At 62.7% G+C, this 20,824-nt stretch carries 15 protein-coding genes; 6 read left to right on the top strand and 9 right to left on the bottom strand.

Annotated elements, in window-relative coordinates:
* Positions 1 to 18: 18 nt before the first annotated feature.
* Positions 19 to 4,656: a Ti-type conjugative transfer relaxase TraA gene (gene traA, locus AAFN55_RS26185; protein ID WP_347801947.1), complete on the bottom strand. Its 4,638-nt coding sequence runs from the start codon at positions 4,654 to 4,656 to the stop codon at positions 19 to 21.
* Between the two features lie 220 nt (positions 4,657 to 4,876).
* Between traA and AAFN55_RS26180 the strand changes: the two genes are divergently transcribed.
* The 6 genes from AAFN55_RS26180 to AAFN55_RS26155 all read left to right on the top strand — a co-directional run bounded on the left by AAFN55_RS26180 (position 4,877) and on the right by AAFN55_RS26155 (position 8,601).
* Positions 4,877 to 5,101 (top strand): TraC family protein, encoded by a 225-nt coding sequence (locus AAFN55_RS26180; RefSeq protein ID WP_347801987.1) that lies wholly within the window; start codon positions 4,877 to 4,879, stop codon positions 5,099 to 5,101.
* A 49-nt stretch (positions 5,102 to 5,150) separates the two neighbouring features.
* Entirely contained in the window at positions 5,151 to 5,414 is a 264-nt protein-coding gene (locus AAFN55_RS26175; RefSeq protein WP_347801946.1) for a conjugal transfer protein TraD, read from the top strand.
* A 23-nt stretch (positions 5,415 to 5,437) separates the two neighbouring features.
* Positions 5,438 to 7,357 (top strand): Ti-type conjugative transfer system protein TraG, encoded by a 1,920-nt coding sequence (traG, locus tag AAFN55_RS26170; RefSeq protein ID WP_347801945.1) that lies wholly within the window; start codon positions 5,438 to 5,440, stop codon positions 7,355 to 7,357.
* 74 nt (positions 7,358 to 7,431) lie between these two features.
* The gene (locus AAFN55_RS26165) at positions 7,432 to 7,593 is read left to right on the top strand and encodes a hypothetical protein (RefSeq protein WP_347801944.1); all 162 of its coding nucleotides are present in this window, start codon (positions 7,432 to 7,434) and stop codon (positions 7,591 to 7,593) included.
* Between the two features lie 341 nt (positions 7,594 to 7,934).
* Positions 7,935 to 8,177: a WGR domain-containing protein gene (locus tag AAFN55_RS26160; RefSeq protein ID WP_347801943.1), complete on the top strand. Its 243-nt coding sequence runs from the start codon at positions 7,935 to 7,937 to the stop codon at positions 8,175 to 8,177.
* A gap of 145 nt (positions 8,178 to 8,322) precedes the next feature.
* Positions 8,323 to 8,601 (top strand): HU family DNA-binding protein, encoded by a 279-nt coding sequence (locus tag AAFN55_RS26155; RefSeq protein ID WP_347801942.1) that lies wholly within the window; start codon positions 8,323 to 8,325, stop codon positions 8,599 to 8,601.
* 141 nt (positions 8,602 to 8,742) lie between these two features.
* Here AAFN55_RS26155 and AAFN55_RS26150 read toward each other — a convergent pair whose 3' ends face one another.
* The 8 genes from AAFN55_RS26150 to AAFN55_RS26115 form a co-directional block, all read right to left on the bottom strand.
* The gene (locus AAFN55_RS26150; RefSeq protein ID WP_347801941.1) at positions 8,743 to 9,051 is read right to left on the bottom strand and encodes a DUF736 domain-containing protein; all 309 of its coding nucleotides are present in this window, start codon (positions 9,049 to 9,051) and stop codon (positions 8,743 to 8,745) included.
* A gap of 664 nt (positions 9,052 to 9,715) precedes the next feature.
* Positions 9,716 to 10,642: a zincin-like metallopeptidase domain-containing protein gene (locus tag AAFN55_RS26145; RefSeq protein ID WP_347801940.1), complete on the bottom strand. Its 927-nt coding sequence runs from the start codon at positions 10,640 to 10,642 to the stop codon at positions 9,716 to 9,718.
* Positions 10,643 to 10,970: 328 nt separating this feature from the next.
* A complete protein-coding gene (locus tag AAFN55_RS26140) occupies positions 10,971 to 11,558 on the bottom strand; it encodes a hypothetical protein (RefSeq protein ID WP_347801939.1) in 588 nt (195 codons plus the stop codon).
* Between the two features lie 365 nt (positions 11,559 to 11,923).
* A complete protein-coding gene (locus AAFN55_RS26135) occupies positions 11,924 to 12,250 on the bottom strand; it encodes a hypothetical protein (protein ID WP_347801938.1) in 327 nt (108 codons plus the stop codon).
* Positions 12,250 to 13,137, bottom strand: coding sequence for a hypothetical protein (locus AAFN55_RS26130; RefSeq protein ID WP_347801937.1), 888 nt, complete (start codon positions 13,135 to 13,137; stop codon positions 12,250 to 12,252). Before AAFN55_RS26130 ends, AAFN55_RS26135 begins: the two co-directional genes overlap by 1 nt.
* On the bottom strand, positions 13,137 to 13,610 hold the full coding sequence (locus AAFN55_RS26125; RefSeq protein WP_347801936.1) for a hypothetical protein: 474 nt from the start codon (positions 13,608 to 13,610) through the stop codon (positions 13,137 to 13,139). Before AAFN55_RS26125 ends, AAFN55_RS26130 begins: the two co-directional genes overlap by 1 nt.
* Before the next feature lie 85 nt (positions 13,611 to 13,695).
* Entirely contained in the window at positions 13,696 to 15,357 is a 1,662-nt protein-coding gene (locus AAFN55_RS26120) for a ParB/RepB/Spo0J family partition protein (RefSeq protein ID WP_347801935.1), read from the bottom strand.
* A 326-nt stretch (positions 15,358 to 15,683) separates the two neighbouring features.
* A complete protein-coding gene (locus AAFN55_RS26115) occupies positions 15,684 to 20,789 on the bottom strand; it encodes an N-6 DNA methylase (RefSeq protein WP_347801934.1) in 5,106 nt (1,701 codons plus the stop codon).
* Positions 20,790 to 20,824: the final 35 nt, after the last annotated feature.

The raw sequence follows: 20,824 nt of genomic DNA, 5'->3' as shown, positions 1-20,824 counted from the left end.
ATGACCTTCCCTCCCTGCCTATCGCGTAACGCCCTTGGCCTGTCGCAGCGCCCGCATCTGGCGCTCAGCGACGATCTCCTGTGATCGGTCGACACGCACGGCCTGCTGCAGGACCTTCAGCCTCGGCTGCATAGCCTCGAACACGTTGCGCTGCGCCGCCGGCACGCGGTCGATCACACCCGGGTCGCTGCGGGCAACGGCGTTCGGCCCGAACCGCGCATCGAGCGCCTTGCTGACCCTGGCAAATTCCGCGCGCGCCGTGGCGTCGACGGAGCGCACCAGCACCGTGGTCTCGTTCGGCGATTTGGCGATCGCAGCGCTGAGGCGCGCAAGCTCGGCCTCGGCGCGCTGCGACAGAGCGGGGATGGACACAGCCATGCGGTTGCGGTCAGCCTCGACCGCAGCCTTTTCGGCATCGAATGCTTTGCGCCAGGCCTGACCCATACCGCGCGCCAAGGCGGGGATGCTCTTCAGCGCCCGCTCGGCCGCCTTGCGCTCCCGTCCGGGCGCGAGCAGCCGATCCATCATGCGATCGGAGCCGCGTAGCGCGCCATAGGCGGAAGGATCGTTGGTTATCGCGCGGCCTATCCGTTCGGGATCGACACCCTTGCCGATCAGATCCTCGATCATCGACAGCGCCACGGCCGGATCGCGCCAGATCCGCTGCGCAGTATCGGCGAGACTGGCGCGGCTCTGCCGGTAGCTTGCAACATCTATGGCACGACGACGGGCCTCGTCATCGATGGAAACCGTAAACTCGGTGACAGCGGCGAGCATCGGCAGCGTGGGCGGTATCGAACTCTCCGGAGCGCTGGACGGATCATGCGCCGCAGGCGCGACGATGCGAGAAGGATCGCGCCTTTCGGAGTGATGCTCGAGCTCGTTGAAGCGCCGCACCTGCGAGAACAGAACCGCCAGTTCCTGACCGCGTTCCGGCGTCATGCCTTCCGGCATGCGATCCTGCATCTGCTTCCGCACATAGTCGTCTGCCCTGTCGGTGAAGGCGCTCCAACCGAAGCGAGCCGTCAGCGCCTCGCCGACTGCCTTCATCTCCTGAACGACCGAACGCGCTTCGGTGGCATAGGAAAACGCTGTCTTGTATGCGCCCTCCCCGCCCCGTTCGCGCACCGCCTCGATCTCGGCAAGCCGGGCCATGGCATGCGGAGAGAGAGCAGGCACCGATATCGACATGGCCGCACGGCGGGTCTGCTCGCGCTTCTCGAACGCGCCGCGGTCGCGGGCAAAATTCTCGGCATGGTTACGGGCAAGCGGGGCAAGTTCGGATACGGCCTTTACCACCACCGCCCACTCCTTGCGGATAGCCTGACTGTCGACCAGGCTGGCACTAACATGCAGCGCGCCGAGTATGGACGGATCCCGCACAATCTCTTCGCCAAACCGGCGCGGATCTCCGTCGAAGGCCGATGCTCGCTCGTTAAGGGCAGCAAGTGCGGATTCCGGATCGCGATAGATGCGTCCGAGGACCGGCAGCAGGATTGCCTCGCGCTCCGTCCATCTGGCGGAGGCAAGCTGCTCGACGCGGGCACTCTCCTCCAACGACCGCGCGAACCGCTCCGCGCTGGCAAGCAGGGAATGCGCCCTGTCCAGCTCGACCGGAACCTGCACCGGCACATTGGTACGGACGCACACATCGTCGTCATAGGAGACGCTACGCTCCTTCTCGATCGTCAGGCCGAGCGCGACGCTGGCTCGCTCCCACAGCCTCGCCACGCGATCGCGCTGCGCGGCAATCCACGACAGATGCCGCTCCACCCCCTCTTCCATTCCGGCCGCAATCTCGGCGGCGTGATCCATGTTGCGGCGGCGGGCGAAGTCGACAATCTGAGCCTGGTAGCCCGCCTGGCTTTCGTAATCGAGTGTCGTGGTCTTGGCGCCGGAACGCGACAATCTCTCGACCAGCCGGTTGAACAAAGCCGGGCGATGGCTTTCCTGCACGATGCGGTCCTGACGGGCTGCGGCCGTCTCGTCCTGTTTGGCGGTCCAGACATTGCGGTCGACCTCGCGCTCCTCGAATGTCTTCTTGCCGGTTTCGGGATCGGTGACGGGAACTTTGATGGTGATCTGTTCGACACCATCCTTGCGGAAGGTAAGGGTGTCGCCAACGGCAACACCGCCTGCCTCGATGGCCTTCGGCAGGCTGACGCCCCAGACACGATGCACCTCGCCGTCATCGGTGCGGATATCGGCATAGGGCGTTTTCTTGGCATCGGTGTCACCGCGATAGTGGGCTTCGCCTGTTTCGACCAATTCGCCGGTGACGCCGGCGGCATGATCGACCCGGGCGACCCTGCCCCAAGGCCCACGCTGCTCGAAATCCTCCGTCGCCATATAGAGGTCGGCACGATCGCGATGCCGGGACATGGCGACATAGGCGAGATGCTGATCCATCATGCCGGTGGCGAGAACGAAAGTCCGGTCGACCGTCGACCCTTGAGATTTATGCACCGTCGCCGCATAGCCGTGATCGATATTGCGACAGGTGTCCTGAGAGAATACGACCTCGCGGCCGGCATCGAGCCTGACGGTCAAAAGCGTCTCGCCGCTTTCGGTCGTGGTGCCGATCACGGTTCCCAGCATGCCGTTCTTCACATGCTGGACGGAAAGGTGCTCGGCTCGCTGTTCGAAGAAGCGGGCATTTTCAAGAAATATCAGACGGTCGCCAATGGCAAACTCGCGTTCGCCCCGTTCGGTCTGGAAGGCGCGGCTGTAGTCGAGCGCGCCCTGTGCGGCCATGATGGTGCGGATCGCCTCGTTGAGCTGGCGCACGTCATCATTGGTCTGCGCCAGAACCAGAAGCTCGGAACCGTCGAGAGAGCGATCTTCGGCTTCGGCCGCAGCCCGATATTGCTGCCTCGCCTGTCCCCAGTCGAAGACGATCTTCTCGATCGCCGCCTTACGGGTTTCGAGCTGGAGAATGCAGTCATGCTGAGCATAAGCATCGAGCGCCTCACCGACCTTTCCGCGCGCAAACAGCCGCGAGGCATCGCGCGCCCATTGCTGACGCTGCCGGCGCACGCCTGTCAGTTCGGCAAAGCCGATCCGCTCGACAATCGCGCGGAACGCCGCGCCCGCCTGGATCGGCTGAAGCTGCATCGGATCGCCGACCAATACGGCTTTTGCGCCGGCATCCTCGACAATTTTCAGGATGCGGGCGAGCTGCTCCGAGGACACCATGCCAGCCTCGTCGATAACCAGAACATCGCCTTTTGCAAGCTGATCCTTTCCGTCGGCCCAGGCCAGTTCCCACGCGGCCAGGGTGCGCGACCATATGCCGGAGCTTTCTTCCAGTCCCTCGGCCGCCTTGCCGGAAAGGGCGGCGCCGATGACGCGCCGGCCATCCGCCTGCCATGCGATCCGCGCCGCATCGAGCAGGGTGGATTTGCCCGCACCGGCGAGACCGACGACCGCGGCAATACCCGTGTCAGCCGTGACATGCATGACGGCATCGACCTGCTCGGCATCCAGCCGGAACGGGTTCTCGGGGTCACGCTGCCCGACCTCGTGGATGGCTGCATCGACCTTCTCGGCTGCGACTTTGAAGCCTGACCGCCCGGCAAGAACAGCCGCCGACTGCGCCATGTCATATTCGGTGCGCAGCATGGCGCGCGTGGTGAAGACGGCGGGATCGGTCGCCTTGCCCGTCTCCGGATCGATCTGCTGCGGCTTCAGCACGACCAGATCCGATGACGCCATCAGCTGGGCGCGGATATTGCCGAAGATCGTGGGATCGTTGACATAGCGATGCAGCGCCTTGGCGATCTCGCGCTCGTCGAAAGTCGATCTTTCGGCGGAAAGCTGCTTCAGCAGAAGTCCAGGTTCGTCGCTGAGACGGTCGGCCATTTCCTGGCGTTTCGCCAAAGCGGCCGGCGCGAAATACCGCTCCTGGCCTCTTCGGGCGAGAGCCGCCCGCGCGGGTCCAAGATGACTCTGCGCAATGCCGTCGAGACCCTGCTCGGCATAGGAGCGGCCATCGAGGCGAATATCGTGACCTGCAAGGGCGAGATGCCGGTTGGCGGTTTCGGCCCAGGCGATTTTCCACGCCTTCATCGTATCCTTGTCGCCCGCCCAGAGCCGATAGACGATCTTGCCCTTCGGGCGATCCGGTGTAACGACGCGCAGCGGTTTTCCGTCCGCGCCGAGCACCGCCACCTTTTTCTTGCCGAACCCGTCATCGGTCAAAGGCCGCAAAGTGGTCATCAGGTGGATATGCGGATTGCCGTCCTTGTCGTGATATACGCAGTCGGCGACCATGCCTTTCGAGGTGAGGTTGTCGCGCACGAACTCCCGAACCAACTCGATATTCTCCGCCCGCGACAATTCCTCGGGCAGCGCGAAGATCATCTCGCGCGCAAGCTGACCGTCCAGCCTTCTCTCGAACGTGTCGACGGCATTCCACAGCACCTCGCTGGCGCCGGCGACCGTCCTGCCGTCAATCATGGTGCGTAACCAGGCCGGCGTGTCATCGGGCAAAGCTAGCTCCTCATGAACAAGCTCCGCCCTCCCCGCCTCGTAGCGGAAGCTCTCGCCGGTCAGCTCTTCCTCCATGCTTGTGCGATGGCGATAGGCAGCGGCAGAGACGACGCTGCGTCCCGCTCCCCGGCTGATCACCTGTGCCCGCACGAACATGATCGCCATGCGATCGCCTAAGCCTCCCAAGCATGTCGCTTCAGCGACGTATATTGCGCCCTCGAACAGATCGGACCGAAGGGCCGATGCCGTCTCTCGGGATGCGCCCGAACGGGCGCAGACCTGAAACGAGCCATTCGGCTCGGTGAAAACTAGCATCTTTTACTATGCGTTTCTACACGGTATAATCGCTGCATTGATGCCATTGCGACCGGAAGGAAAACAGCATATGCGCGCGAAATCGTCGATTTCAGAGATTGATGCCCAGATAGAGAAACTGCGCGAAAAGCGCCGCTCTATTCTGGCAAAGGCCAATGAGCGCTTTGCGCGTGCTGCCGCCAAGGCTGGGCTGGCCGAACTCGATATTCCCGACAATGAGCTCGACGCCATTTTCGAGGAGATCGCCGGCCGATTTCGGATCGGAGCGAAGAAGCCGTCAGGCGCTTCTGCTTAGGCGGGTCGATCAGCGCATTCTCGTTCTGGAGCGGAGGCGGCGCAAAGACATGACCAATGACCGGAAGAAGGACGCACGGGAAAAGATCACCCTGGGTGGTCTGGTGGTGAAGGCCGGTCTGCGACAGGCAGACCGTGCTTTTCTGCTCGGCGTGCTTCTGGAGGCGGCATCAATCCGCACGGACTCGAATGAGCACCACAGGCTGAAAGCCAAGGGTGCAATGGCATTTCGAAGTGACCGCGCAGCGAGAGCCGGAGCGCCGGATCAGCAACCATCGTCAGAGCCGGCTTCCGGAAAGATAGCAGACGGCTGAGTGCCGGAAGGGGGAGACCGGGTATGGTGTCGCGAAGCAAAGTCAGCCGGTCGGTGATATGGGCTGTCGTGCCGATTGCCGTCACGGCGATCACGCTGACGATCACATCATACCGCTGGCAGATCATGGCGAGCGGGTTTTCGCCGGCGAACGCATATTGGTTCCTGCGGTCCGCGCCGATCCCCAATCTGCTTTTCGGCCCGATTGCGGGGCTGGTCACGGTTCTCGCCCTGCCGCTGCATCGCCGGCGGCCGGTGGCGATGATGAGCCTGCTCTGCTTTCTCGGCGTCGCCGGCTTTTACGGCCTGCGCGAATATGCCCGGCTGTCGCCCTCTGTCGAAAGCGGCGCGGTGACATGGGACGAAGTGCTGTCCTATCTCGACTTCTTCGCCGTCATTGCTGCCGCTGTCGGTTTCGTCATCGTGGCGATCGCGGCCCGCCTCTCTGTCGTCGTTTCCGATTCCGTCAAACGCGCGCGCCGCGCGACCTTCGGCGATGCGGACTGGCTGACCATGCCGGCGGCGGGAAAGCTGTTTCCGCCCGATGGCGAGATCGTCGTTGGCGAGCGCTATCGCGTCGACCGGGAAACCATCCGCGACATTCCCTTCGATCCGGCCGACCGGGAGACATGGGGCAGCGGCGGCACGGCCCCGCTTCTGACCTACCGGCAGGATTTCGACTCCACGCACATGCTGTTCTTTGCCGGCTCGGGCGGCTTCAAGACCACGAGCAATGTTGTGCCGACCGCGCTGCGCTATACCGGCCCACTGATTTGCCTCGATCCATCGACAGAGGTTGCGCCGATGGTCGTCGAGCATCGCCGCGTAAAACTCGGCCGTGACTGCATGGTGCTCGATCCGGCCAATCCGGTGACGGGCTTCAATGTGCTCGACTGGATCGAAACCTCCCGGCACAAGGAAGAGGATATCGTTGCTGTCGCCCATATACTTTTGTCGGAAAGCGCCCGCTTCGAATCCTCGACCGGCAGCTACTTCCAGAACCAGGCGCACAATCTCCTGACCGGCCTGCTCGCCCATGTCGTGCTCTCGCCCGAATATGCCGGTCGGCGAAACTTGCGCAGCCTCCGCCAGATCGTCTCCGAGCCGGAGCCCTCGGTTCTGGCCATGCTGCGCGACATTCAGGAGACGTCGGAGTCCGCCTTTATCCGCGAAACGCTCGGCGTCTTCACCAACATGACCGAGCAGACATTTTCCGGCGTCTATTCGACCGCATCGAAGGATACGCAATGGCTGTCGCTGGAAAACTATGCCGCACTGGTCTGCGGCCGCACCTTCCGCTCGGCCGACATCGTCGCAGGCGGCAAGGATGTTTTCCTCAACATCCCCGCCGCGATCCTGCGATCCTATCCCGGCATCGGCCGGGTCATCATCGGATCGCTGATCAATGCGATGACGCAGGCCGATGGCGCGTTCGAGCGGCGCGCTCTGTTCATGCTCGATGAGGTCGACCTGCTCGGCTATATGCGCGTTCTCGAAGAGGCGCGAGACCGCGGCCGCAAATACGGCATCACGCTGATGCTGATGTATCAATCGGTCGGGCAGCTCAAACGGCATTTCGGGAAAGACGGCGCGACGTCCTGGATCGACGGATGCGCCTTTGCATCCTATGCCGCGATCAAGGCGCTCGACACGGCGCGCAACGTGTCAGCGCAATGTGGGGAGATGACCGTCGAGGTGCAGGGCAAATCGCGCAATGTCGGCTGGAGCAATTCGAACAGCGGCTCGCGCCGCTCCGAAAGCCTCAACCTGCAACGCCGACCGCTGATCATGCCGCATGAGATCACCCAGCAGATGCGCAAGGATGAGCAGATCATCATCGTGCAGGGCCACGATCCTATCCGCTGCGGACGGGCGATCTACTTCCGGAGAAAGGACATGGACGCGGCCGCCAGTCCGAATCGCTTCGTCAAGACTTCCGCCTGACCGATGGCCGGTATCGGCCAAAGGGGTCCGTCGCCCCGGGCGGCGTGAACCAGTCGAGGAACCTGCAATAGAAGATGGCGAAGGCGATCATGCCGAGCGACATCATCAGGAAGGTCCACCACGGCATGGGGGCGGCGTTCGGATTGACGAATACGCAAAGTGCCATTGGCAGCATGACGATGGCGGCGAGAACCATGAAGGCGGTGAAGGCACGAAACGCACATGCAGCGAAGTAGAGAAGATGCCATGCGCCGTAGAAACCGGCGCGGCCGATTGCCTCCAGAGCGCTGAACGGGAGACCTTAAGCAAAGGCATGGCGCGCAGTGTCCCATGAGGACCCGTCGCAGCGGCGTCGTTATCACCATGCTCTGTCATGATCAGTCCTTTCGCACGAGTTCCAATCTATGCGAAATCGACAAGTATGGAATCCCAAATTGCCGGACATAGTTCGTACGCTGGCGTGAGGAGCTTCCGGAAAGAGAGCGGAGAAAGACCCATCAACGGCGTGAATCGAACCTGCCGGTACGATTCATGAAACTCGTTGGACGCCGCTTCCGAAGGAAGCGAGACTCCGGGTATGTCCAGTGATGGTGATCGCCCAGTTCATATGCGCCGTATTGATCCGCAGCAGAACATGCAGCGGTTCTACTCGCTTGCCATTCAGCCAACGCTGTTCGGTGGCGCTTCCGTCATCCGCAACTGGGGACGTATCGGGACGAATGGTCAATCCTTGATGGAGACATTCGACGAAGCGGACGACGCCGTTCTCGCCCTGTCGAAGCTGGAACGATCAAAGCGGCGGCGCGGCTATAGGGAATAAACTGGCACAGAACCAAGACGATGGTACGGCTATTGCCTGTGACTTTGCCGTTTCTGCCTCTGCCATGGAACGCGCAATCTCTTCCCCAAACCTGCTTTCATCGGCATAGATTGTGGGGGCTATTAAGGACAGAGGCACACTTTACATGACCACAACCAATGAAATCGCCGACAAGATCGCAGCCGAGCAGGGTCTGACCAAGGCTCAGGCCAAATCCGTTGTCGAGAGCGTGTTCAAGCAGATCGCGGATGCCGCTCAGAGCGGAGCAGAAACCAGTATCCCAGCTTTCGGCAAATTCAAGGTGAAGGAAACGCCGGAGCGTGAGGGCCGCAATCCTTCGACGGGCGCTACGATCAAGATCGCCGCGGCTAAGAAGCTGATCTTCACGCCGGCCAAGGCGATCAAGGACGCTCTCAACGGCTGAGCGGCCGGGAAACGCTGACGTGTCTCCGCATCGAGCGCGGGAATTACCCGCCAATCCGTACGCGGTCCGAGATACGCATCGACCACCGGGCCTCGAACGGCCGAAGGCCCCGCCTCGCGGCGGAGCCCTCTTTCGGGGCAATCAGTCCCGGTTGGGGCGAGACCAGATCAGCTGCAGGCCTTCCTCGCCCTCCACCTCGATCAGGGTGGCGTAGATCGGAGCAGGGAAGCTCGGATCGTCCAGCTTGACCGAGAGGTAGTCGCGGCCCTCGTTGGAGACCTTCTGCCAGGCCGCACCGAGCTCAACCGAGCCTGAGAAGATGCGGAAATGCGGTCCCTTGTCTGAGGGGTTCTCGACGCGGACCAGCTTGGCTTTGACGTTGAGGTTGAGGGTCTTGATGGCGCCGGTGAAGCCGTTGCCGGTGGAGGTGAAGGTGCCGATGGTAGCCATGATGTCGTCTCCGTGTTTTTCTCGGGCCGCGACCATCGCGACCTCGATGGCGGTCGACAGACCGGAGGCGATCGGCTCGCACCCCGCAGGGGCCGGAACGCAGAGGAGGGCAGCCAGGGCGGGTCTTTCTTGTTCCGCGGGGAATGACGGCAAAACCGGGGTCCCCGCGCGACCTGTCGCGTGGGGTGGTTTCGGCAGGGGAAGAAAGTACCGAACGGATGTTGCGGGCTTTAGAACGAGACACAGCGCAGCGAAGACGGCCTTCGGTCAGACCAGCCACATCGAGGACGCAGTTGGTTGCGCCCTCTCCAGGAAACCACTGGCGAGACGACTGGCCACCCTGTCGGGACGTTCATTTCGACACAGCTTAGGCAGACGCTTTCCAGCCCGGCCTCCCGGCATCTTGCCACGCGCGCCTGCGAGACCCCCGCTCGACCAGACCGGGATACCATCCGCCTGCCGGTCGCATGTCGTCCGGCGTGCCGGGAGAACTCAATGAGGTTTAACGCCTTCCCCTCGCAAGCCGGAGACATCCGCCTTCGCCATTCGAATGGCCCACCCCATCTGTGGTGACGGTCAATACAGCCTGTTGATCCGGTTCCGCCACACGGGATGAGCGCTGCGACAGCACTCCGTCGTGAGGCGGGGCCTTCGGCCTGCCAGATCACGCCGCCTCCGCGATTTGCTCGGCGTCCGGCTGAAGTCCGTGCAGATAGGTGATGGCACGCTGGGCATGGGCGGCGGCTGCGAAGATGTACCGCTTGTCGTTCTTGAGTATCGTCAGCCAACTGGCGAGGTAACTGGCGTGATCGGGGCGTGGTTCGAGCTCGGGCACTATTCCGAGATCGGCGGCGAGGAAACAACCGCCAAGATCTGCCACGAGTTCTTCGTGGGCACGGAACGACCGATCCTTGCTATAGCGCGAGAGATTGCGATCGAGCCGCTTGTCCGACCCAGCCCAATGGGTCATCTCGTGACCGAGGGTCGCATAATATCCGGCAGCATCGCGGAAGCACTCGAAGGGCGGCATCTGGACGATGTCGAGCAGCGGATTGAAGAAGGCCTGGTTACCACCGTGGCGGATGATCGCGCCGGTATTGGCAAAGAACGCATCGGCATGCGCGATACGTTCGACAGCATCGGCCACCGGCGCAGGATTGCCGTAATACTGCGCCGGCAGATCATCGATCTGATCGGCGCAGAAGACGGTGTATGCCTTGAGGAACGGAATTCCGCGCTCGACCTCTTCGCCCCGCGCATCGGTTTCGGTACGCGTGAATCGGCTGGCATAGACGACCATCGAGCCGGTCTCGCCCTTGCGGACCTGACCGCCCAGTTCGGCGCTTTGCTTGTAGGTCATCCAGGTTGGCGAGACGAAGCCCCGCGCGACCGTCTCCGACCACAAAAGCAGGGTATTGATCCCCTGATACGGCAATCCGTTGTGCCGAAGCGGGCGGGTGATCCGTTCGGCGGTATTGGCCGCGCTCCATGGCTTCACCCAGGGGCGCGTGCCCTTCTCCAGATCCGCGACGATCCGGTCGGTGATCTTCGCATAGATGTCGACGCGGGGTTTATTGCTCTTCCTGTCCATTTACCGGACCTCCAGTTCGGGGCCGCGCCGATCGCGGCCGTCACGAGGTCCGACCGCGCAGGACCGCAGGTCCGCGAACCCGCGATGAGCAATCGGAAGGAAGGGAGATGTCGCCTGCGGGCCGCAACGCCAGTGAAGGACGGCGCAGCCGTTTCGCGGGACGAGGACCGGAGCAGGACCAGCTTTCGTGACGGCCGCGATCGGTGCGGTCACGTTGACCCTGCTCATTCTGAATCCCAGTCTGGACACGCGAAGAGGCCGGCGTCCCGAAGGAAACCGGCCTTGATGGGGTATGTATGGGCGGAGCCGAAGCTCCGCCCGAAAGGGCTCAGCCGAGAGCCGCCATCTGGAGTTCGGCCGCTTTGCGGCTGACGCTCTGGCCGGGGTTCTCGACCTGGCGCTCGTAGGGCTTCCACGCCTCGCCGACGATGTGCTCGTAGGCGGCTACCGCGCCTTCGGCAGCCATGCGCAGGGCGTGGGACTGGAGCCCCATGTCAGCGGCGAACTCGCGCTTGCGCTGGGCGGCGCTGTCGAAGCCCACGGGGCCTTCGAGATCCTCGTCGCGGGCGTCGTTGGCCAGCCTTGCCGAGGCATCCTTCGCCTCGGAGACGGCCTTCGAGTAGAACTGGCCTGCGCCGTAGGCCGAGCCGACATAGGATCCGACTATCCTCTGGAGATGGATCTGCATCGCCTTGTCGGAGAGCCCCTCGGAGAGGGTGTCGGCGCCTTCGATCAGACTGCGCTCGTGGAACTCGCGGATGCCGCCGCTGTCGAGGACAGGGAGCCCGAAGCTTTCGGAGATGAGGGATGCCTGGTTGCTGTCGGGGCAGCAGAGCCGGACCATTTCCAACGTGGTGCCCTTGCGGGTCTGCGCAGCGCGGGCGCGGGACTTGGGTTGACGGGTTGAACTGGACATTGAGCTTACCTTTCTGACGATGCCCTTCAGGTGATTGGCCCTCGGCCCTTCTTGCCTGCGGGTGCGGTCAAACAGAACCGGCGCAAGCTGGGCGCTTCAGGGTCCGGAGCCAGACAGGCGAGCGGGGCTGGCTTGCGGACAAGCGTGGGCCAGTTCTTCACTGGTCCCTGCGCAGTGCGCGGGGTAACCCTGCCGAGATCGGCTGTGCTTCGGCCGCTCTGCGGCGCGATAGCGGCCTTGAAGCGGCAAGCCGCTGGTTCAGACCGCAGCAAACCCGCCGGCAAGAAGGGCCAAGGGCTGCTCACAGACACCGGCATCAAAAAAAGAGGTTGAGCGCCTTGTTCGACCCGTAAGAGTCGAGGCCTCTAAGCGGCTTGAGCAGCTCCGAGCGCATAACGCCTGCGAAACACCACAATCGCGTCCTCCTGCCGCGCCAGCTTGCGCGACAGGGCATCGATCTCGTGCTGACGCTCAGCCGTGATCGCGGCAAGATTGGACCGGTAGCGTTCGAGGAACGATGCCGGATCGGGTGGCCTGCCGCGATGGAAGGCTTTTCGCTTAGGCTGCAATTGCGGGATCAACGCAGTCATTCGCCGGGTGATCTGGCGCTCAATCATGCTGAGCTGATGCTGGGTCTGGCGACGTGCCTCCTCCATGCGGAAGAGACGCGCGCGGGGATCGAGGGCGGCCATCACGCGACCCTCTTGCCGTGGATGCCCGGAAAGCTCGACGCATCGCTATACTCGGCATGACGTCCGGTATCGATGACGAAGCCAAAGCGCCCCATCTTGTATTCGGACGAAGGGACGAGGAAACGCCGGCGCTCGACGCCATCCTCACGGCAACCGCCTCTGGTCGCGATGACCTCGGTGAAGCCCGGATGCGGATCGGACATGATGGCCGACTGCACCAGCCAGTCATCGGCATGTTCTGCGAGGAAGGCGCGCTCGTCCTTCGTGCGGGATTCACCCGGCTGAAGGACTATGCCAGTGATGGCCTCCCACTGGTCGGGCCAACTGTCCTTCATCGTAGATTCCGCGCAACGCCGTTCGAAGCTGGTGAAGAGATGAGGGAAGCTGATCGCGACGATCGCCCAGCACTCATCTTCTTCATACCAACCGCGATTGGCGCGCAGCGACGGATGGACTTTGCGGTTACGATCGGCCGACAGATGGAAACCGCCATGGCCGGCGGTCGAGTGGCAGGTGATGCCCTCGGCAAAGACAGTGCCGCCCTGAGACGGGCCCCATGGCGTAGAGGCGCTCGAGTGGATCTCGCGCCGACCGAGCGCCAGCTTCTCACGCTGATGCTCCGCATTTTCCAGAACTCTGGCGCGGAAGCCGGCTTCGTCGGCGAGCGAGCCGGAATGGCCATAGAAATCGGCGCGTTTCCACTCAGTGATCGGCCTGCCGATCCGCCAGGCCGTCACGAGATAATGAGAACCGTCGCGGCACGGCGCCATGGCAAAAGCGTTGTCGGCCACACGGGCGGCGAACATGCCGTCTGCCGTGTGGCCGAACTCCACCTCCGGAAACCGGGAAGTGGAGCCCGTTGTTGTTGTGTGCGGGGAGTTCGCCATTACGCCGCCCTCCCCTCAACGCTGTCGGCGGCAACCTCGTCGGCCGACACGGTTTGCATGACGGCGCGCGGATAGCCATGGCGCGACAGCCATTCCTCGGCCTGCTGCCTGCTGCCGGCGAGATGCACGAGCTCGGCATTGTCGCCAGCGCGGTCAAATATCCGCACCGATCCGATGGCAGGGCGCTCGAGCACGGTGAAGCGCAGGTTCGTGTTGACGGAGAAGCTGCGATGCACGCGGATGACGACCACGCCATGCGCGCCATGATCGCCTTCATGGAGGGTGAAGCTGGCGGGCAGAATCACACTGCCCATGATGCGCTGGCCCTGCTTGCGGATCAGGCGTCCAAAGCTATTGGAGCCCTTCCACGCCGATAGCTTCTTGCGGTGGCGCTCGGGCGGACGCGGGGTCCTGTCCGACCAGGAGACGATCGAGCCTATCGGGGCAATGTCGAAGATCAGCGATGCTGACATGGTGCAAACCTATCTGTTGCTGAAAATGAAAACGCCGCCGGTGTGACCCGGCGGCGGAATGGCATTCGGAAAGAGAAGGGACGGCCTATTCGGCGGCTTCGCGGAATGGCTCGTCGAACTCTTCGCCTTCGGACTCGTCGGCGTGATCGACCTGATCGTCGTCACCCTCGTCCTGATCCTCGGCGACTGGCTCGTTCTCCTTGAGCCAGTTTGCGAGCTTGATCGCGTTCGGCTCGAACAGCGCAGAAGCGTGGACGAACCGTCCCTCTGCGTAATGCTCGACCAGAGCGGCGCGCGTGTCCTTCACCTTCCGGCACGGCAGGACCGGCGTGTCCTTGCACGATGCCTCCAGAGCCGGACGCGACAGGCACGACAGGAACTCCTCCGTCCCCATATTGGCGAGGAAGCCGTCAGCGCCGACCGCATCGCCGGCAACGAGCGCGACAGTGCCGCTCTTCGACCGACCCGAGCGGCATGACAGCACCTCGATCAACACGGACCGAACCGCGATGCGCAGCGTGTCCATGTCGAAGGCGAAAGCGCCTTCGGGGTTGAATAGCCGTGCAGCATGTTCGCCAAGATTGGCCGACCCATAGGGCGATGCGCCGCTGGCCCCTGATGTCACCGAGACGTTCATGCCGGCAAAGGCCAGAACGAGCAGCGCCATCAGCGTGTCGTCCTCGATCGGTGCTCGGGCAAGCGCCTCATGCAGGGCGTCGGTGCGCAGGTCGCCGATCATGTCGAGCCCCTTGCGGGTGACGTCGGGTCGTGCAGTCGGAGCCACATCCGTATCACCGGCGTCGCCCTTCGCTTTCTTCTCCTCGGGCATGCGATAGACGACACTCTGCACCTTGCCCTGTCGGTCGATATACATGGCGGTGTGATCCGACTTCGTCGGCTTGCCATAGACGCGCTCTGCCTTCTTCGGCAGCTTGACCTCGCCGTAGTCGCCGGTTTCGGCAACGATGCCGCGCTTGGGCAGGTTGTTGGTCATCCATTCCTGCTGCGCGCCGAGATAGGCTTCCACATTGGTGGTGTAGCGGCCATCCTCGTCGGCGGGACCGAACAGGTCTTCCTCCCATTCGATGCCATAGGCGCGCGCAAGCTCGTCATCGAAGCTGGCGTCCTTGGCGAACATGCGCGTCTTCGTCAGCGCATTGGCAATGCCCCACCAGTTCGCCCTGGGGTCGGACTTCGACGGCTTGTTGGCCTTCCAGACCTCCTTCTGCTCATCGAGCGAGGCGGATGCGATCGTGCGTAGCTGCTGCTCGTTGGGCATATCGCCCTTCGCCATGTGATCGAGCATGGCCGGCAGCACATTGGCCATTAGCCTGAGCTGACGGACACGGCGAACCGTGAGTGACAGAGCAATCGCAATCGCCTCCTCGGTCCAGCTCAGAGCAACCAGGCGCTCGATTGCGCGCCAAAGATCGACTGGGTTGAGCGGATCGCGCGCCGTGTTCTCGACGATCGAGCGCATTGCGCCATTGTCGTTGGAAGCCTCGACAACGATCACGTCGATCTCTTCAAGACCGGCTTTGATTGCCTGCCGGACACGGCGATGACCGGAATCGATGACATAGCCATTGCCGCCATCGGTCTGCTGAAAGATCACCGGGGGCTGAACGATACCGACAGCCTTGATGGTCGCAAGCAGCAACAGGTCTGCCTGCGGGGTGGACTTGGTCTGGCGCGAACGGTCGGGATTCTCGTTCAGCGCGCGCGGATCGACCTTCATGACATGCATGGAATTACTCCTTCATGGGGGTTGGAGAACCGGGCCTTGCCGGTCCTGTCTTCTTCCCGAAGACCCCCACCGGCCCGCGGAGCGGACGGCCTGGTGCAACTGCGGCCGAGCATCCCTGCCCGGCCAGACGAGCGGGGCGCGTCAGCGCCTTGCGAGGAAGACGGGCCGGGATCGCGAGCGGCGCGGTTGAGCGCCAGCGTCACCTGACCGCCCGATCTGCGAGCGGGCTTTTCCCTCCCCTTTTTCTTTTTCCCTCCCCATCTTTTCTGGCGACGACATGAGAATAGCCCGCCACGTCCGAGGACATGGCGGGCCATCATGATCATTCAGGCGGCGAGCGGCTCAACGTCGACAATGCCATCGATATCCTGCGCCAGATCGGCCTCGACCTCGGCAAGCTGCCGATGCTTGTCGGCGAGTTCGTTGGCGAACGCGAAGTCTCCGCCGTCGCCGTGAGCCTGGTAGGACGCCAGCCGACGGTTGGCATCGGCAAGCCGTTGGCGATAGCGCTCCTGGTCATGGTCGAAGCCTGACAGCGCGTGCTCGAGGCGGGAGATCGCGCCGAGCGGCGTTACCGTGATCGGCAGGTCGATCTCGTCGTCGGCCTCGGTGATTAGAAGCGAAGTGACATATTGGTAGCTGTCATTGCCGAAGCGCTGGCCTGAGAATTCGAGATCGAAGCCGCCGATCGAGGCGATGATGGTGTCGCCTTCCTGCTGGACCTGCACCAGGGTCAGGATTTCCTTGAGCAAGGCGCGACCGGCATCCTTGCGGTCGACATAGGATTTGCCGGTCACCTTCATCGAGAAGGCCTCGCCCGAGGTTGGAACGAGCCGCGCGATGTCCTCGCCGATTTCGGCAATGCGGCGGGTGGATTGCTCGATATCGCGCTCGGCATCACGGATATTGCGGCGCACGGCATGCTGATCGTCGATATGGGCGGCGCGCAGCCGTTCAAGTCGAGCAATGTCAGCTTCAAGACCGGCCTTCTGCATCAGGCGCTGATCGCCGCTAGCAATCGCTTTCGCCATCGCAAACTGATTGGCCTGGCCTTCGCCCATATCCTCCAGCCTGCGGATGGTGGTGTCGCCCGACAATGCTGCGGCGATGAATCGTGCCTTGCGCTCATTGTTCTGCCACATGGTCGCGTCGAGGCTACCCTCGGTGGCATAGGCGAAGATATCGACCTCATCATGCTGGTTGCCCTGCCTGACAATGCGGCCCTCGCGCTGCTCTATCTGCGATGGCAACCATGGCACGTCGAGGTGATGCAATGCCTTCAGCCTGAGCTGGGCATTGACGCCGGTGCCCATCGTCTCGGAGCTTCCAAGAAGGAAACGTACCTTGCCGGCACGGACATCGCCGAACAGCCGCTGTTTGGCTTCGGACTTCTTGAAGTCTTGCATGTAGGCGATTTCGGACGCGGGCACGCCCATACGGATCAGTTCGTCGCGGATCCAGCGATAGGCAGAGAAGCCGCGCGTCTTCTCGACATTGATCGTGCCGAGATCGGAGAAGATCATCTGCGCCGCGCCGGGAAGCTCATAGGCTTTGCCGTCCGGGCGAACGTAGCTGTTGGCTCCCGTTTCCTGCCAAATGCGATAGGCGTTGGAGATCAGACTGTTGAGCTTGTTGTCGGGCTCATTGTCATTGTCGCAATCGACCAGGCGAAGATCGATCGCGGCATGCCGGCCATCCGTAATGACGGAAAGCAGGATGTCGTCACCGGGCTCTGGCGGCCGCTCGCGAAGCTCGATCTTCCTGATGCGCTCGGCCAGGATCATCTGGTAGCGCTTGAAAGCTAAAGTCGGCTTCGACGTGACGATCTGGCGTCGGCCGGTAGAGATCGCCGGCACCTTCACATAGCGCGCCAGGTCATCCGGCATCACCACATCGGCGAAGGACCGGTACATGGCGATCAGTTCCGGGACATTCACAAAGCTGGCAAAGCGTGACACCGGCTTGTATTTGCCGGATGGCTGAAGTTCGAGCTCGGTCGTCATTTCTCCGAACGTGCTCGCCCAGGCATCGAACTCGTGCAGTCCGCGTTCCATCAGCGCCGCATGGCCCATCAACCGCTGCACGCTGAACATCTCGCCCAATGTGTTGGTGATCGGGGTTCCCGACGCCAGTACGAGCGCCCTGCCCGGGTTCTTCACCTCGATGAAGCGGGATTTGACATAGAGGTCCCAGGCGCGCTGCGAACCGTTTGGATCGACGCCCTTGAGCGTGGACATGTTGGTCGCGAAGCTGAGTTTTCTGAACTCCTGCGCCTCGTCGACAATGATCTGGTCAACGCCGATCTCGGAGATAGTCAGCAGATCGTCCTTGCGGGTGGCGAGACCTTCGAGCCGTTCCTGCAAGCCTTCCTTCAGGCGCTCAAGCCGCTTGCGCGAGACGCGGTCGTCGTCCTCGACGTCGAGCAGCAGCTTCTCGTAGAGTTCCAGCTCATCATGGATCATCTGCTGCTCGAAGGCTGAGGGCACGCCGATGAACCTGAATGCCGAATGCGTGATGATGATCGCGTCCCATGTCGCAGTCGCCGCGCGCGACAGGAACCTGGCCCGCTTGTCCTTGGTAAAATTGGTCTCGTCGGCCACGAGAATGCGGGCATTCGGGTAGAGCGCCAGGAACTCACGCGCGACCTGAGCGAGGCAATGGCCCGGGACGGTCAGCATCGCCTTGGCGATCAGGCCGAGACGACGCTGTTCCATGATACCGGCTGCCATGGTCATCGTCTTGCCGGCCCCCACGGCATGCGCCAGATAGGTCGCGCCCGACGATATGATCCGCCATATCCCACGCTTCTGGTGCGGATAGAGGGTGAAGGCCGCACAGGCGCCTGGAAGATGGAGATGCGAACCGTCGAAACGGCGCGGCGCTATGTTGTTGAAGCGATCATTATAGTCGCGCGCCAGCCGGTCGGTGCGATCGGCGTCCGACCAGATCCAGCGCTGGAACGCATCCTTGATCTTCTGCAGCTTGGTCTTTGCCGCCTCGGTGTCGACGACATTCAACACCCGCCGTTCGCTGGAGCCCTCTCGCACGGTGTCGAAGATTTGTGGAACGCGGCTGTTGAGGGCATCGGCAAGCAGTTCGCCGGCATGACGGCGGTTGGTCCCCCATTCCGATGTGCCGACGGCGAGCCAGCCGAGTTGCCGCGCCTCGACCGTCCATGACGCGAGTTCGGGCATGTGATGGATCTTTATGTCGGCATCCATCGTCTCCTTGATGAAGGCGACGATATCGGCGGCCGGTATCCACGGCGCGCCGAGCCGAGCGGTAATGTCCGAAGGGCCAAGATCGATCGGCTGCACGGCGGCAAGTGCGGCGACATTGCGCTGATAGGCGGGATCGAGCGCGCTTGCTGCTTCCGCCACCCTCAGTCTGTCGCGAACATGGCCGGACAGATAGGCATCGGCGGTCTGCCACGAGCCATCTGCGGGATCACGGAAGATCGCGCTCCCAAGTTCCTCCACGACCGAATCCGCATCACGGTGCAGAAGCTCGGCGATGTGGTCGAGATCGACATGGCCGCGTTCGTTCAACACCACGGCGAGCGCGTCGGCCGCACTGGTGATCACAGGCGGCGCCGGCGGCGAGATCACCCGCTCCGAGAAGATCGGGCCTGGGCGGGATGTATCGGTATCGAGATCATAATCCTCGATCGACGCTACCAGCCAGCAATCAGGGTCGTCCAGGAAAGGTTGGAGGTTCGGACGCCGATGAGTTTCGCGAACCTCGCCGCTCTCCTCATCCTCCGTGATTGAGACGGTGGTGTGGTTGATCGGGCCGAACTCGCGCACGAAGCTCGACCAGGCGATCCTGAGCTTGACCTGCAAATCCTTCCAGGGACGGTCGAGCTCCTGCGCCTTCAGCACCTCGCGCACGGCGTCGCGGACCGGGATCAGCTTGCGGATGATGCCGACATGCTTCTCCGGGATACCGTCGCTGCTGCGGCCCCTGCGAACCTTCACCGGAACGGGCTCGCCGTCGATGATCTGCATCAGGCCCTGCGACCTTTCGAAATAGAAGCTGCCTTCGCGAACGTGGCGCTCTGACGGAAGATCGACGGGGGCGCCATCGGCTATATCTTCCAGATCGGCATCGATGACGGTCGGCTCACCGTCATAAAGGGCTTCCGGAAGAAGGGAGATGGCGGCGGCAAGAGCCGCGTCGAGATCCTCGCCGTCGCGCGGCGGGCAGGAATAGGTCTCCTTCGGGCCATAGATACCGTGGCGCACGACATGCTCGCCGAGCACGAAGTCGGGATGGCGGGCGAACCATCTGTTGATGCGGATCGCCCCCTCGTCCTCCGTCGCTGGACGCACCTCATCAATATCGAGCCAGGCCTGATCGCCCTCAGGCTCTCCAGTCTTGCGCTTGCGGAAGAACAGGATGTCGACGACGACGTCCGTACCGGCCTCGGCCCGGAAACTGCCCTCGGGCAGACGGATCGCGGCAATCAGGTCGGCGGACTTCGCAATATGCTCGCGCGCCGAGCAATCGGCCTTGTCCATCGTACCATGGCTGGTGACGAAAGCGGCAAAGCCCCCCGGCTTCAGCAGGTCGATCGACCTCGCGATGAAATAGTCATGCAGCACCAGACTCATCGAGCGATAGTCACGGTCGGAGCGGACCGTTCGGCTGGAGAATGGCGGATTGCCGACGGCGAGATCAAAACTGGCCGACAGATCGGTGTGCGCGAAATCGCCGGTGATGATGCGGGCGCGTGGCTGCAGCAGCCTGGCGATGCGGGCGGTGACTGGATCGAGCTCAATGCCTGTCAGATGGGAGATGTCGCGCAGCGCCTCGGGCATCAGCGCTGGAAACAGACCTGTGCCGATACCGGGTTCGAGCATGCGGCCACCACGCCATCCAAGCCGCTGAAGTCCTGACCAGATCGCCCGAATGATGAACTCTGGCGTGAAATGGGCGTATTGCGTGCAGCGTGACAGCGAAGCATAGGCCGTATCGTCCACGGCATCCTGCAATTCGCCGCCGATCTCCTCCCAGCCCTTGCTGAATTCGACCGCGCCGGGCTTGCGGAACACGCCATTGGCCAGTTCCGATGCGCCGAAGCCTGTGAAGCGGATCAACTGCTCCTGCTCCTCGCCTGTGGCGGGACGATCCTCCTCTTCGATTTCGGCGGCGAGCCGGATCGCTGCGATGCTGTCGCGCGCACGCTTCTTCCAGCCCTTCGCCAGACCGCGGCTGTCGGCGAGGTGGAAGTTCATGCCGCGAGCTGGATTGCTTTGTGTCTTCGGATTCGGCGAGCACACCACACCGGCAATGGCCGGTGCGGGCGTGGTGGAATCCGGATCGTCATCCGGGTCGAAGTCGTCGGTAAAGGCGGTCACGCCAAGGCCAAGACCGGAGGACAGCGAGGTGCTGCCGAACATATCGAGCGTGAAAGGATCGTCTTGCGCCATTTCAAATATCTCCTGTGTTGAAGGCGCGCGTCACC

The organism is Mesorhizobium sp. CAU 1732, from assembly GCF_039888675.1.
In the GTDB taxonomy this organism is placed as follows: Bacteria; Pseudomonadota; Alphaproteobacteria; order Rhizobiales; family Rhizobiaceae; genus Aerobium.
Note: the sequence above shows the minus strand (reverse complement) of the source record. Positions and strands in the feature narration are given on the sequence as shown.

What these genes read in the sequence shown, in the direction of transcription:
- AAFN55_RS26155 (WP_347801942.1), top strand. Translation starts at nt 8,323, where the DNA reads ATGACCACAACCAATGAAATCGCCGACAAGATCGCAGCCGAGCAGGGT.
- AAFN55_RS26120 (WP_347801935.1), bottom strand. Translation starts at nt 15,357, where the DNA reads ATGCATGTCATGAAGGTCGATCCGCGCGCGCTGAACGAGAATCCCGAC.
- AAFN55_RS26145 (WP_347801940.1), bottom strand. Translation starts at nt 10,642, where the DNA reads ATGGACAGGAAGAGCAATAAACCCCGCGTCGACATCTATGCGAAGATC.
- AAFN55_RS26150 (WP_347801941.1), bottom strand. Translation starts at nt 9,051, where the DNA reads ATGGCTACCATCGGCACCTTCACCTCCACCGGCAACGGCTTCACCGGC.
- AAFN55_RS26115 (WP_347801934.1), bottom strand. Translation starts at nt 20,789, where the DNA reads ATGGCGCAAGACGATCCTTTCACGCTCGATATGTTCGGCAGCACCTCG.
- AAFN55_RS26130 (WP_347801937.1), bottom strand. Translation starts at nt 13,137, where the DNA reads ATGGCGAACTCCCCGCACACAACAACAACGGGCTCCACTTCCCGGTTT.
- AAFN55_RS26160 (WP_347801943.1), top strand. Translation starts at nt 7,935, where the DNA reads ATGTCCAGTGATGGTGATCGCCCAGTTCATATGCGCCGTATTGATCCG.
- AAFN55_RS26180 (WP_347801987.1), top strand. Translation starts at nt 4,877, where the DNA reads ATGCGCGCGAAATCGTCGATTTCAGAGATTGATGCCCAGATAGAGAAA.
- AAFN55_RS26125 (WP_347801936.1), bottom strand. Translation starts at nt 13,610, where the DNA reads ATGTCAGCATCGCTGATCTTCGACATTGCCCCGATAGGCTCGATCGTC.
- traG (WP_347801945.1), top strand. Translation starts at nt 5,438, where the DNA reads ATGGTGTCGCGAAGCAAAGTCAGCCGGTCGGTGATATGGGCTGTCGTG.
- traA (WP_347801947.1), bottom strand. Translation starts at nt 4,656, where the DNA reads ATGGCGATCATGTTCGTGCGGGCACAGGTGATCAGCCGGGGAGCGGGA.
- AAFN55_RS26165 (WP_347801944.1), top strand. Translation starts at nt 7,432, where the DNA reads ATGGCGAAGGCGATCATGCCGAGCGACATCATCAGGAAGGTCCACCAC.
- AAFN55_RS26175 (WP_347801946.1), top strand. Translation starts at nt 5,151, where the DNA reads ATGACCAATGACCGGAAGAAGGACGCACGGGAAAAGATCACCCTGGGT.
- AAFN55_RS26140 (WP_347801939.1), bottom strand. Translation starts at nt 11,558, where the DNA reads ATGTCCAGTTCAACCCGTCAACCCAAGTCCCGCGCCCGCGCTGCGCAG.
- AAFN55_RS26135 (WP_347801938.1), bottom strand. Translation starts at nt 12,250, where the DNA reads ATGGCCGCCCTCGATCCCCGCGCGCGTCTCTTCCGCATGGAGGAGGCA.